Consider the following 13,418-nt stretch of genomic DNA (forward strand, 5'->3'; position numbering starts at 1 on the left):
TGTAACTGAAATAATAAGAAGTAGCGAAAAAAGGGATAAAATAATAATAAGCTCTCGTTCTATTCCAATCATATACACTGTAAGAAGAAATATACCTCCTGTTATACATTCAAATGCTACATACATAATTGGAATTTTCCTCTTACAATTCGTACAACAGCCTCTTTGTATATAAAATGAAATGATGGGGATTAGTTCTTTTGTCCTTAGCACATATTTGCAATAATCACAATGTGAACGCGGGGTAATAATAGAAGCACCTAATGGAACCCTCATCGCAACTAGCATAAAAAAAGAACCAAACACCATCCCTGCTAACAGTGCATATAAATAAGTGAACATCCCTTCCTCTCCTTTCCCAAAAAACATAGCAAAAAAAGGAGAGAACTTCTACTTCATATTATCCTTTATTCTACTAAAAAGCAGGCCATTTCCAGGCCTGCTTTCCCCTCTTTTATACGATGAAATAAACTGCTTTTAATGGTCCATGTACTCCGACAACAAGATTCATCTCGATGTCAGCCGAGTTACTTGGCCCTGTAATAAAGTTAATACAAGATGCCGCTGTCTCCCCATTTTCTACGCGTGAGTTCATATCCTGAACTGCTTGTGTAATACGAGGCACAAGTGTTTCACGTGGAATAATAGCAAAATATACAGTCGGTAAAAAGTGTAAAGAACGCCCTTGACCTTTATGACTTTGTACAACAATTGTACCAGATTCAGCTAATGTATAATCACTAAATGCAATACCAATATTCGCTTTTTCAGCTAAACGCATATTTTCGTCTTTTCTCTCTGGATCCCATACATTTACTTCAACATCTCGTTTTGGAAGTTCTTCTTTAAATAAAGATGTTAAACCATATGCATCAAAACGCGCATCTGCTGATAATAAAATAGGTCCCCCGCCGTTTTCCATGATTACTTTTTGAAGGTCTTCACCTAAACGGTCGTTTGTCGTTTCTACTACAGTTGTATGAATGTTTGTACATTGCTCTTTAAACACTTCTAGTAATTCTTCTTGTGAATAATCTTTTAACGTTTCTATATTCACATTACTTTTCCATACTGGACGCTCTACACCTTCTGTTTTACGCGCGCGCCCAAGTTCTTTTGCAATGTTATCTAGAAAGGCATCACGGTTTTGAATTAATCCTGTCATTATTTATCCCCGCCTTTCTTATGATCTTTATACCAATCACGGAATCGTTCTTTACTTGGAGCTGGAAATTCACGAATATCCGTCCAGTTTTTAAGTGGTCCAACACCTTTTGATACACGATTACCAGATGTAAATGGACTCATTGCCGCTGGTGCCATTTTTGAACCCATTTTATATAAAGCAGCTGAAGAAGCACCCATACTAAACATTTTCATAGCCAGTTTTTCTGCAAGTGGTGCACGACCTTCTTGCTCAACGATGACTTGACGATGTTTTAATAATAAATCATGCAATGGAATTTTTACTGGACAAGCTTCTGTACATGCTCCGCATAAACTAGATGCATAAGGAAGCTCTTTGTAATCATCATATCCACCTAGAAGCGGTGTTAATACCGCACCGATTGGTCCTGAGTAAATCGATCCATATGAATGTCCACCAACGTGACGATATACAGGACATACATTAACACAAGCAGCGCAACGAATACATTGTAATACTGAACGGAATTCAGATCCAAGAATTTGAGAGCGACCATTATCAACAACAACTAAATGAAATTCTTCAGGTCCATCAACTTCCTCTTCTTGAATTGGCCCCGCTACTGTTACATAACTTGTTAATTTTTGACCTACTGCACTACGACATAGTAAACCAACTAAAACATCTAATTCTTCCATTGTCGGAACCATACGTTCCATACCCATTACCGCTATTTGTGTTTTAGGAATTGACATAACAAGATCTGCATTACCTTCATTCGTTACTAAACAAAGAGAGCCAGTATTTGCAACAGCAAAGTTACAACCAGTTACACCAATTTCTGCATCCATAAATTTCTCACGAAGTTGTTTACGAACAAACTTTGTCATTTCATACGGGTCATCAGAATTTTCATAGCCTAGCTTTTCTTTAAATACGTCGCGAATTTGCGTTCTATTTTTATGAAGTGCAGGTGCAATAATATGTGAAGGTGGATCGTTATCTACTTGCAAGATATACTCTCCTAAGTCACTCTCTAACACTTCACAGCCAATCTCTTCAAGCGCATGGTTCATACTGATTTCTTCTGTTACCATCGACTTTGATTTTACTACCTTTTTTGCCTGCTTCTTTTTTGCAACGTCTTGAATATACTTTGCTGCTTCCTCTTTCGTTTTCGCAAAGTACACGTGTCCGCCTCTTTTTGATACATTTTCACTTAACTGCATTAAGTAATAATCAAGATTTTCTAACGTATGTTGACGAATTTGTTCACCTAGTTCACGCCACTCTTCCCAGTTTCCTAGTTCATCTGCGGCTTTTAAGCGATTCGTATATAAACGCGTTTGTGCAGAAGATACTGCTCCGCGCATAAACGAATCTTGAATTCCATCACCAACGCGATCATTAAATTTTTTCTCACTGATTTTCATAGACATAGCTTATGTTCCCCCTTCATGAGCGACTATTCAGTACCTCAGCAATATGCATTACTTTTACTTCTTTTCCTAAACGCTCAATACGTCCGCCAATGTTTAACAAACACCCACAATCTGCACCAATTAAATAATCTGCACCTGTTTCCATTACACTATCTACTTTTTCGTCTACCATTTGCTCAGAAATTGGAGTCATCTTAACTGAAAACGTTCCCCCAAACCCGCAACAATTTTGCACGTTTGGCAAATCTCTCACAGTTAATCCTTTTACATTTGATAATAAAATTCCTGGTGCTTCTTTTATTCCAAGCATACGTGTCATATGACATGATTTATGAATAGTAGCGACCCCTGGTAAACTTGCACCAACATCAGTAACCTTTAAAACATCCACAATAAACTGTGTAAATTCATAAGTTTTATCAGCAACTTTTTGTGCACGTTTAGCCCACTTTGGATCATCTTTGAAAACATGTGGATACTCATGAAACATTGTCGCACAAGAACCAGATGGCGTAACAATATATTCTGCATCTTCGAAAGTTTCAATCATATGTTTCATTGCTTCTTTTGCTGCTTCTACATGGCCGCTATTATAAGCAGGCTGACCACAACAAACTTGCGCTTCTGGAAATTCAATTTCACAACCTAAGCGCTCCAACACTTCAACCGTTGCTTTGCCGACATTTGTTTCAAACATATCGACTAAACAAGTAACAAATAAAGTAACTTTCATAACTATTACTCCCCCTTTTTACAACTTCACCAACAAACATACGGTCATCAGATGACTTAGCAGAGAAGAAATAGGCTCAACCATGGCCTATCCTCTCCCTCTTCTAAAGAAAACGCTTACTTAATCTTTCTCTATTTTATCAGAAAATTAAATTTTTAAAAGATTAAATTACGAATTTATATCGTTTTTACCTGTGACAATATTTTCTACATTTGTTAAGTGATCTAGCATTGCTTGCTGCGCTAATTCTACATCTTGTTTTAACACCGCATCATATATAACTTGATGCTCTTCTATAAGTCGTTCTGATGTCGTTTGTTCACCATATAAAATAATGCGTCTTGATTCACCAATCGTTTCAGCAATCATCTCTGAAACATGATTCATGAGTTCAAGCAAAATGCTATTATGCGAAGACTCTGCAATTCCCATATGAAATTGAAAATCGGCTTTTTCGCCAGCCTTTTCATCTCCAATGCTCTTTGCCATTTCATCTAACCAATGTTTCATATTTTGTAAATTATCTTCCGTACGTTTTGCCGCCGCTACTCGAACTGCCCCCACTTCAAGCACCTTTCGTACTTCTAATAAATTCAAAATATCTTCTTTCTTCATTAATAATCTATTGTTTAATGATTTCGTTAATGAAGAAGAATCGAAGTTCTTCACATATGTACCTTCTCCTTGTTTCATCTCAATTAAGCCCATCGCTCTTAGCGCACTTAGCGCTTCACGAACAGCAGATCTGCCAACTTGAAACTGCTCAGCTAATTGATGCACAGGAAGTAGTTTGTCACCAGGTTTTAACGTACCATTTTTAATCATTGTTAAAATAGCTTCAGATACTTCTTCGTAAATTTTTTTCGGTTTAATAGATTTGTACTCCAGTTAAATCACCTCAGTATCTTCCAAACAACAATTGAAACGATTTATAAGAACTTTGCATCATAACTATTTTAGACCGAATTGATAAGAAGTACAAATGTTTTGTTCATAAAATAGTCAAATTTTCGATATTTATTACATATTAATTTATATTTTTACGTATAAAGTGAAACTTTAATCAGTGAGGGTTTTGTTCATCCCCCACTGATTATTAGCCCTCACCAATCGGGCTTTTACGGGCAGCAGTGCCTCCACCTAACTTCTTTGCTTCTGCTGAATTTTGAGGTGAGGGTCTTACTGACCGGCGAATAGCGGGATAAATATTTTCTTCAATATAAAGAACATGCCCTAAAAATTAGAACATGCCCCCCTCATCCTGTACATTCAGTTTAATAATAACCGTTGTTCCCTTATCTTTTTCACTTTCAATTTTCCACTGTCCACCATGTATATGAACAATTTGTTTCACAATAGCAAGGCCTAAACCTGTTCCACCATGTTGACGACTTCTCGCTTTATCAACTCTGTAAAAGCGTTCCCCAAGATTCTCCAAATGCTCTATATCAATGCCAATTCCTGTATCTTTTATTTTTAATTCACAGTAATCATCGATTTGCTCTAAAGTTATAACGATATTTCCTTTTTGATTTGTATATCGTATCGCATTATCTAACACATTATGAAGCACTTGTTGCATACGATCCTCATCAATCATGACAATGACCTCTGGATTTAAATTGGTTGAAATATGAATTTCCTTTTCTATAAACTTAATCTCATACGTATCTAATACGTCTTCAATCAGCTGTGAAAAAACGATAGGTTGCTTCTTTAACGGAAAGTGCTCACCTTCTAATTGTGCTAAGTCTAACAAGTCATGAACGAGACGCTGCATACGACCTGCTTCTTTATGAATTAGCTGAGTTACTTTTTCCTGCTGAGCTCCCTTTGCAACACCATCTAAAATAGCCTCGCTATACCCTTTTATATAACTAAGTGGTGTTCTAAGTTCATGCGAAACATTTGCTAAAAATTCCTTACGCTTTACATCTTCTGTTTCTAATGAATTTGCCATTTTATTAAATGCTTTTCCTAATCGTCCAATTTCATCCTCTGAAGAAACTGTAATCCGCTCCGAAAAATCTCCCGTAGCCAAATGATTTGCAACCCGCTCCATTTGCGAAAGTGGCTTCGTAATTGCAATTATAATTTTTCTTCCAACCCATATCGTAATTAAAATCATAGCAATTGCTAACGGTGCTAAAATAAGACCCATATCATAGATTAAATCTTTTATACTTTTTAAAGGAATATACGAATAGACAATTCCGACTAATTTTTTATTTTCCAATACAGGAATGACAACCCCCATAATATTACGGTCAAAATGTTCTTCATATCCTATTTTTGTCACAGTTTTCCCATCTAATAGCGTTTGCCTATCTCCTTCACTTATAAGAGAATGATGATGCACATCAAAAGGCAAACATGCGCTTAAATCACGCGGATTAGATACGAAAATAACATCTGAACTAGATATTTGATCAAACGATCTTACTTTCTCTTCAAAAGTTGATATTCCTTCACGCTTATCATATTGAGCAGCAAGACTTTTCCCTTCCATTACTAACGAAGTTTTTAAATTATCAACGTATAACTTTTCATACGAGTATAAAGATACGAAATAAAGAAAGGACACTGTTACACATACTGCACATACTACTGTAAGCCAAAGTTTTTGTACCATCGTAAACATATGTTACACCTCAAATTTATAGCCTACACCCCAAACAGTTTGAATGTAGTTTCCACTTTCTCCAAGCTTCAAGCGCATCGTTTTCACGTGCGTATCTACTGTTCTTGTACTTCCGGCATAATCATATCCCCATACCTTTTCAAGTAATTGCTCCCGACTAAATACTTGTCCTGTATGCTGACAAAGAAAATATAGTAAATCAAACTCTTTTACAGTAAGAGAAATCGACTCACCATTCGCCTCAATTCGTCTGCTTTTTTCATTGATAAGAATTGGTCCAAATTGAATCTCTTCTTGCTGTTCTTGCTTTGTATATCTTCTTAGTACAGCTTCCATACGGGCAACCAATTCACCAGGACTAAACGGTTTTACAATATAATCATCTGCTCCCATACGTAAGCCATTCACCCTATTCCACTCTTCACCTTTTGCGGTTAAAAATATAATCGGCACATCTGACGTTTTTCTAATTTCTTTACAAACTGAAAGTCCATCCATTTCTGGCATCATTATATCTAATACAACGAAATCATAATGATCCGTTTCTAGTTTTTTAAGAGCCTCTTTTCCGTTTTCAGCTTCTCCCCACTCATATCCAAAGTTATCCAAATACATTCCAACAAGCTGCCTCATATCACTTTCATCATCTACAACTAGCACTCTATATTTATTCATTGTCCTTCCCTTCCCTCTCTATGAGTTGAAACGGTCCTTTTCCGACTTTAATTGTTTGTTTTATTTTCATACTCTTCATATCCATAACGCACACTTCATCACTATCATAACTTGCTACATATCCTTCTGCTCCGCTTTTCAAAAATGCAAATGGATTTGAGCCTATTTCAACGGAAGCTACCTCTTTATACGTACTAGTATCAAATTTTCTAAGCATATTCGAACCGTGGCTTAATGCATATACGTACTTATTATCTTTCGTTATGTTCACAGGCATAAATGGAGCGTGTAAAGAACGCACCATTTCTCCACTCTGTAAAGAATACACTAACACTTTCTCATTCACTTGATTTCCATCACCATGCCCGCCAATCCATATTTCTTTCCCATCAGGACTAATCGTCGCTCCTGTTGATGCTGGCGGAATCATAAAGGATTGAACAACTTCTTTTTTCTTCGTATCAATTGTCGTTAGTTTCGTATCATAAAAGTTTAGTACAGATAACCGATTCTGATACTCTACCATCGTTATAGGCCCTTTTCCTGTTGAAACATTTCCTGTCTCTTTCCCATTTATCGTAAAGAACCTTACCTTTTGAACATTTTGATCAGCAGCAAATAATTGTTTTTTATCTGCTGATACGACCACATTTACAATGCCCTTTCCAGTTTTATATTTTTCCACTTGCCTTCCTTCCGCTAGTGAATATACATACATATATTCTAATTGCTTACCGTATACAAGTATTTCATCGCCATTTGGAAGCAGTGTGATTCCGGCCATTGGCTCATTTAGTTCCCATGTCGTAATTAACTTTTTATCCTTTTTATCAATAAAACTAATACTGCCTTCTTTTATATTCGTAGTTATAATAACATTTTTATCTTTAGCAATTGGTGTATATGAACTTCCTTGACACCCTACTAATAGAAATAAAAAACAGAGAAGAAAAACATACTTTCTCAAAAGATTCCCTCCATCTTCAGATGATTTCGTTATAATTGTAAAATAACAAATAAATGTGTGGAAAGTGTGAAATTCCCCTTTCTTACTCAATTTACATATATAATGTACAACAAATAGAATTTGAGGTGTGTCAATTATGCTATTTCCTGATTTAGCGAATAAAATTGTACGAGAAGTACGCAGACTAATTACAGAAAATATAATTATCATTAATATAGAAGGCGTTATTATCGCAAGTACAGATACAGAAAGAATTGGCCAATTTCATGAAGGTGCACTCCGCTGCGCTAAACAAAAGAAAACCGTCATCATTACAAAAGAAGATGAAAGGCGATTGCAAGGTGTAAAGGCTGGGATGAATCTTCCTCTATTATTTCATGATGAAGTAATTGGTGTCATTGGGATTACCGGAGAACCTGAAAATATTTCACGCTACGGAGAAATATTGCGTAAGATGACCGAATTATTAATTCATGAAAACTACTTTTTAGAGCAATTAGAACTTGAGCACCGTTCTTATGAAGCTTTTGTCTTTGATTGGCTTCAAAATACAGAGTGGTCCCCGAGTTTTCTTGATCGTGCCAAAACACTTGGCATTGATTTATATAAGAAAAAACAACTTGTTTTGTTTTCTATTGGCAAAAATGACACAATGCTCCAGCGTAAAATATGGCAACATGTACGAAATATTTTAACAAAAGAGCATCTATTTGTTCGCTGGGGAAATGATCGTTTTATTTTATTTACAGCGATGAGCTCCAAAGAACAAACTTATCAGTTTTTAAAACGGTTAAAACAAGACTGCGAAGCTTTATTTTCTATTCCTTTATATATCGGGATTGGGCAAACAGTTACCCCAAACAATATGAACATATGTTACGAACAAGCATTACGTGCTCTTTCTGTATCATTGGAAACGAAAAAAATTGTATTTAATGAAGATTTACGTTTAGAAATGTGTTTACAAGATATTTCTGTCGAAACGCGTGAACAATTTCTAGAGCGTACCATCGAAAGCTTACTATCATCTCCTGAGCTTATGCACACTTTACGCTTATTTATCGATTATAACCAATCTTATAAACAGACAGCTAAACAATTACATATACACATTAACACCTTACATTATAGGCTAAAAAAGATTGAAGAACATACAGGACTTGATCCAAAACAATTCAAAGACTTAAACGTTTTATACTTCGCACTCCTCCTATTAGATAATCATACAAAAAAGAACGATAAAACAGATTAATCTTTAGATGATTATACATAGAAAGAATCCCTCGACTTTTTTATCATTATAATGAAAGCACTGTTACCACGTTGTTTATTATAACTAAACACGTTAACAGTTTGAGGGGGATTTCCAATGTTAGAAAAACAAATTATTCATTCATTCGTATCTATTGTTGGCGAAGATAATGTAGATACATCCAATATGGGGCGTTTAACTTATAGTTATGATGCCACTCCAAACTTCCAAGCAATGCCTGATGCAGTCATTGCTCCTCGTAATACAAATGAAGTAGCTGAAGTGTTAAAAGTATGTAACACTCACAAAATTCCTGTGTATGTGCGCGGGTCTGGAACAAATCTTTGCGCAGGAACATGTCCACTTGAAGGCGGTATCGTCCTTATTTTCCGCCATATGAACAATATTTTAGAAATTGATGAAGAAAACTTAACAATTACTGTACAAGCTGGTGTCATTACACTTGATATTATTAAAGCGGTAGAAGAAAAAGGTTTATTTTATCCACCAGATCCAAGCTCGATGAAAATTTCTACAATCGGCGGTAATATTAATGAAAACTCAGGTGGATTACGCGGTTTGAAATATGGCGTAACACGTGATTATGTAATGGGGCTTGAACTTGTCTTACCAAATGGTGATATTATTCGCACTGGTGGTAAATTAGCAAAAGATGTAGCTGGTTACGATTTAACTCGTTTATTTATCGGTTCTGAAGGAACACTTGGCGTGGTAACAGAAGCCATATTAAAACTTGTTCCTATGCCTGAAACAAAGAAAACAATGCTTGCATTATATGAAGATATTAATGAAGCTGCACGTGCTGTTTCTTCTATTATTGCAAATAAAATCATTCCAGCAACACTGGAGTTTTTAGACCAACCGACAATTGAAGTAGTAGAAGAGTTTGCACAAATCGGTTTACCTACAGATGTAAAAGCAATTTTATTAATCGAACAAGACGGTCCGCCCGAAGTAGTCAATCGAGATATTGAAAAAATGGCTAACGTTTGTCACTCTATGAATGCGGTTGATGTTCGTGTTGCAAAAGATGAAACAGAAGCAGATGCGCTTCGTACCGCTCGTCGTAGTGCCCTATCAGCGCTTGCAAGATTAAAACCTACTACAATATTAGAAGATGCAACTGTACCACGTTCACAAATAGCTCCAATGGTTGAAGCTATTAATACCATTGCAAAAAAATATAATATTCCTATTTGTACGTTTGGGCACGCTGGTGATGGTAACTTACATCCAACTTGTATGACAGACGCTCGTAATGCAGAAGAAATGCACCGAGCTGAGCAAGCTTTTGCTGAAATATTTGCGAAAGCAATTGAACTTGGTGGCACAATTACTGGTGAACATGGTGTTGGTGCAATGAAAGCTCCATATTTAGAAATGAAATTAGGTAAAGAAGGTATTGCAGCTATGCAAGGAATAAAGCAAGCTTTCGATCCAAATAACATTATGAATCCTGGAAAAATGTTCGCGAAAGACACTCGAAAAAGAGTGGTGGTTGAGCGATGACCACATTAAATAAAGAAAATATTCAAAAAGAATTTAAAGAACGATTAAGTGAAGATGAATTACTAAACTGTATGCGATGCGGTTTTTGTTTACCTACTTGTCCTACCTACATTCAATCTGGATATAAAGAGTCACATTCACCTCGCGGACGTATCGCATTAATGAAAGCAGTCGTTGATGGTTTAATCGAGCCAGATGAAGATGTTGAAAATACATTAAACGTTTGTCTTGGCTGCCGTGCTTGTGAACCTATTTGTCCATCTGGTGTAAATTATGGCCATTTATTAGAAGAAGCTCGTGATATTATTAATCAAAATAAAAAATTCTCGGTGCCAGTGAAAGCTGTTCGAAAAGTCGTTTTTGAAGGATTATTCCCCCATCAAAATCGAATGAGAACATTAACTGGACTAATCGGATTTTATCAACGTTCTGGTTTACAAACGCTAACACATAAAACAGGGATTATGAAGTTATTCCCTGAAACACTTGCAACGATGGATCTCGTTTTACCAAAAGTCCCTAAAATGAAAGCGATGAAAGATCGTCCTTCATTTTTACCTGCAGAAAGTACAAAGAAAAAACAAGTTGCATTCTTCACAGGCTGCTTAATGGATACGATGTTTTTAGAAACAAATAACGCAACGATGAAACTTCTTCAATTAGCTGGTTGTGATATCGTTATTCCAAAAACACAAAGTTGCTGCGGTGCATTACATGGACATGCTGGTGAAAAGAGTGGAGCAAAAGAATTAGCAAAGCGAAATATAAAAGCATTCGAAGATTTAAACATCGACTATATTATTACCAATGCAGGTGGTTGCGGGGCTTATCTTGTAGACTATGATTATCTTTTAAAGGATGATCCGGATTGGGCTGAACGTGCTAAGCAGTTTGTTTCTAAGATTAAAGATATTACTGCTATACTAGTAGAACTAGACTTCCATAAGCGAACTGACTTACGACTCACGCCGCAAGTTATTACGTATCAAGACTCTTGTCATTTACGCAATGTTATGCGCACATCTTCTGAACCTCGTATGTTACTAGAGGCTATCCAAGGTGCAACATATCGAGAAATGAAAGATGCCGATCGTTGCTGTGGCTCTGCTGGTATTTACAATATTGTTCATTCAGAGTTATCAATGGAATTTCTAGATTACAAAATGGACCGTGTGCATGAAACAGAAGCAGCAACCATTGTTACTGCAAATCCAGGTTGTTTATTACAAATGAAATTGGGCATTGAGCGAGAAGGGCTTTCTCATAAAATGAGAGGAATTCACATTGTGGATTTATTATTAGAAGCAATTGAAACTAACTCGTAACATACGTAATAATAGGAAAACGGCTATCTCCTTCGTCTATGTAAAGAGATAGCCGCTTTTTTGTCTGCTACAACATTAAAAATATGTTACTTTATTATAAAAAAGAACAACAGAAACATTACAGTTTTGTAAAAATCAATCCATTATATTCCTCAAAAAATCGTTCAAACCATTGATACAATAGGATTCTTCATTTTCTATTTAGGTAACTTTATCCAGAAACCCCCTCTTAAAACCAAGTATAAAAACACTATAAATTCCTTTTATACTCTATATTTCTCTTATTTTTGCTCCCTTCTTCTCTTAGGATAAATTAGGTAATTTTAAAGTCTATGAATTTTTTTCCATCTTTTTTCTCGCAAATTGTATGCTACGATGAATTTGTCAGTCAGACAGGCTGTCAAAAACAAATCGTGTGAAAACAAATTAAAACTTTATATAGGGGGACACACATCATGAAAAAACGTGTTTTATTATCTGTAGCTGCTGCAACAGCTCTTACTTTAGGAGTATCTTCTCTAGATGCACAAGCTGCAACAGTACAACCATCTAACGTAAAGGTTCAAAATATTCAGCATTCAAAAGTGATGATGAAACAAATGAGCCAACAAGAATTACAAGCATTCTTACAATCTATGGGAGTTGAATCATTAGCACAATGGCAACAAGGAAACTTCCAACCAAACTGCTTCATTCCTGGTCAACAACCTACTGAAAATGTTGTAACTGAGCAACCAACAGCTAAGCCAGAAACTCAAAAGCCAGTTGAACAAAAACCTGCCGAGCAAAAGCCTGCTGAAGAAGTTCAAAAACCAGAAGCTCAAAAACCTGCTGAAAACAACAATACTCAAAAACCTGCTGAACAAAAACCAGCTGAGCAAAAGCCTGCTGAAGAAGCAAAATCTTTAAGCGAGTTCGAACAACGTGTTGTTGAATTAACAAACGCTGAGCGTGCAAAACAAGGCTTACCAGCACTAAAAATCGATACTGAATTAAGCAAAGTAGCACGTATTAAATCTGAAGATATGCAAAAAAACAACTACTTTGATCATAACAGCCCTACATACGGGTCTCCGTTTGACATGATGAAGAAATTTGGTATTTCTTATACATCTGCAGGTGAAAACATCGCTCAAGGTCAACGTACACCTGAAGAAGTAGTACAAGCTTGGATGAACAGCGCTGGACACCGTGCAAACATCTTAAATAACGGCTTCACTCACATCGGTGTTGGTTATGTAGAAAGCGGCAACTACTGGACACAACAATTTATTACGAAGTAAATAGATTAAAAGAGTCTTCTCATAATGAGAAGACTCTTTTTTAAGTTTCATAGCTTTCTATTATGTATGAATAGAAAATATATAACATAAACAACATAGATCCACAGCTTATTACACTAAGCAATACATAAAATCCCCACTCTAAGTTCAAAAACAATGAAAACAATATGCCCCATGCCATCACTTGAAAAATCCGTCTACTCACTAAACGAATTTTTTGTAATTTAATTGGGTCTTTTTCTTTTTCCTTTTCTTTGCCTTTTATGTTCTTAAATTCTTTACTCAGCATAAAAAGAAACATACTAATCCCAATCGTTAATCCTGTTTGAAAGGATATCACCTTCCTAAAATTAATAAAGAGGATAAGCATATGAATAAACAACATAAATAACGTAATTTTCTTTATAAAGCCGCCAATAATAC

At 35.9% G+C, this 13,418-nt stretch carries 12 protein-coding genes and 1 pseudogene; 4 read left to right on the forward strand and 9 right to left on the reverse strand.

The genetic code is table 11. The features are described from left to right. The 8 genes from ABWK52_RS12020 to ABWK52_RS12055 form a co-directional block, all read right to left on the reverse strand. The coding region (locus ABWK52_RS12020; protein ID WP_353771943.1) for a prepilin peptidase at window positions 1-342 on the reverse strand (342 nt) is incomplete at its 3' end. A gap of 112 nt (window positions 343-454) precedes the next feature. Then, on the reverse strand, window positions 455-1,165 hold the full coding sequence (locus ABWK52_RS12025) for a LutC/YkgG family protein (RefSeq protein WP_000147183.1): 711 nt from the start codon (window positions 1,163-1,165) through the stop codon (window positions 455-457). Beyond that, a complete protein-coding gene (locus tag ABWK52_RS12030) occupies window positions 1,165-2,586 on the reverse strand; it encodes a LutB/LldF family L-lactate oxidation iron-sulfur protein (RefSeq protein ID WP_000061930.1) in 1,422 nt (473 codons plus the stop codon). Before ABWK52_RS12030 ends, ABWK52_RS12025 begins: the two co-directional genes overlap by 1 nt. A 16-nt stretch (window positions 2,587-2,602) precedes the next feature. Beyond that, window positions 2,603-3,322: a (Fe-S)-binding protein gene (locus tag ABWK52_RS12035; RefSeq protein WP_000869150.1), complete on the reverse strand. Its 720-nt coding sequence runs from the start codon at window positions 3,320-3,322 to the stop codon at window positions 2,603-2,605. 168 nt (window positions 3,323-3,490) lie between these two features. Continuing rightward, window positions 3,491-4,180, reverse strand: coding sequence for a FadR/GntR family transcriptional regulator (locus tag ABWK52_RS12040; RefSeq protein WP_254905699.1), 690 nt, complete (start codon window positions 4,178-4,180; stop codon window positions 3,491-3,493). Window positions 4,181-4,562: 382 nt separating this feature from the next. After that, a complete protein-coding gene (locus ABWK52_RS12045) occupies window positions 4,563-5,963 on the reverse strand; it encodes a sensor histidine kinase (RefSeq protein ID WP_000494818.1) in 1,401 nt (466 codons plus the stop codon). Window positions 5,964-5,966: 3 nt separating this feature from the next. Continuing rightward, entirely contained in the window at window positions 5,967-6,638 is a 672-nt protein-coding gene (locus ABWK52_RS12050) for a response regulator transcription factor (protein ID WP_001046400.1), read from the reverse strand. Then, on the reverse strand, window positions 6,631-7,605 hold the full coding sequence (locus tag ABWK52_RS12055; RefSeq protein ID WP_001234147.1) for a YncE family protein: 975 nt from the start codon (window positions 7,603-7,605) through the stop codon (window positions 6,631-6,633). The genes ABWK52_RS12050 and ABWK52_RS12055 overlap by 8 nt, the downstream gene beginning before the upstream one ends. Window positions 7,606-7,732: 127 nt before the next feature. Here ABWK52_RS12055 and ABWK52_RS12060 point away from each other — a divergent pair, with 127 nt between their 5' ends. The 4 genes from ABWK52_RS12060 to ABWK52_RS12075 all read left to right on the forward strand — a co-directional run bounded on the left by ABWK52_RS12060 (window position 7,733) and on the right by ABWK52_RS12075 (window position 12,995). Beyond that, on the forward strand, window positions 7,733-8,857 hold the full coding sequence (locus tag ABWK52_RS12060) for a CdaR family transcriptional regulator (protein ID WP_139848088.1): 1,125 nt from the start codon (window positions 7,733-7,735) through the stop codon (window positions 8,855-8,857). Window positions 8,858-8,974: 117 nt separating this feature from the next. Continuing rightward, window positions 8,975-10,387 carry a glycolate oxidase subunit GlcD gene (glcD, locus tag ABWK52_RS12065; RefSeq protein WP_000890754.1) on the forward strand — a complete coding sequence of 471 codons (1,413 nt, stop codon included), beginning with the start codon at window positions 8,975-8,977 and terminating at the stop codon, window positions 10,385-10,387. Next, window positions 10,384-11,712, forward strand: a complete 1,329-nt coding sequence (locus ABWK52_RS12070; protein ID WP_098541364.1) for a (Fe-S)-binding protein — start codon at window positions 10,384-10,386, stop codon at window positions 11,710-11,712. The genes glcD and ABWK52_RS12070 overlap by 4 nt, the downstream gene beginning before the upstream one ends. Before the next feature lie 455 nt (window positions 11,713-12,167). After that, on the forward strand, window positions 12,168-12,995 hold the full coding sequence (locus ABWK52_RS12075; protein ID WP_000747596.1) for a CAP domain-containing protein: 828 nt from the start codon (window positions 12,168-12,170) through the stop codon (window positions 12,993-12,995). A 40-nt stretch (window positions 12,996-13,035) separates the two neighbouring features. Here ABWK52_RS12075 and ABWK52_RS12080 read toward each other — a convergent pair. After that, a pseudogene (locus ABWK52_RS12080) lies at window positions 13,036-13,418 on the reverse strand (DUF1648 domain-containing protein); the annotation flags it as partial.

The organism is Bacillus sp. AP50, from assembly GCF_040492675.1.
Taxonomy (GTDB): Bacteria; Bacillota; Bacilli; order Bacillales; family Bacillaceae_G; genus Bacillus_A; species Bacillus_A cereus.

Excerpts from the sequence above, each read along its gene's own strand:
- ABWK52_RS12070 (WP_098541364.1), top strand. The coding sequence starts at position 10,384 with ATGACCACATTAAATAAAGAAAATATTCAAAAAGAATTTAAAGAACGA.
- glcD (WP_000890754.1), top strand. The coding sequence starts at position 8,975 with ATGTTAGAAAAACAAATTATTCATTCATTCGTATCTATTGTTGGCGAA.
- ABWK52_RS12030 (WP_000061930.1), bottom strand. The coding sequence starts at position 2,586 with ATGTCTATGAAAATCAGTGAGAAAAAATTTAATGATCGCGTTGGTGAT.
- ABWK52_RS12050 (WP_001046400.1), bottom strand. The coding sequence starts at position 6,638 with ATGAATAAATATAGAGTGCTAGTTGTAGATGATGAAAGTGATATGAGG.
- ABWK52_RS12035 (WP_000869150.1), bottom strand. The coding sequence starts at position 3,322 with ATGAAAGTTACTTTATTTGTTACTTGTTTAGTCGATATGTTTGAAACA.
- ABWK52_RS12045 (WP_000494818.1), bottom strand. The coding sequence starts at position 5,963 with ATGTTTACGATGGTACAAAAACTTTGGCTTACAGTAGTATGTGCAGTA.
- ABWK52_RS12025 (WP_000147183.1), bottom strand. The coding sequence starts at position 1,165 with ATGACAGGATTAATTCAAAACCGTGATGCCTTTCTAGATAACATTGCA.
- ABWK52_RS12075 (WP_000747596.1), top strand. The coding sequence starts at position 12,168 with ATGAAAAAACGTGTTTTATTATCTGTAGCTGCTGCAACAGCTCTTACT.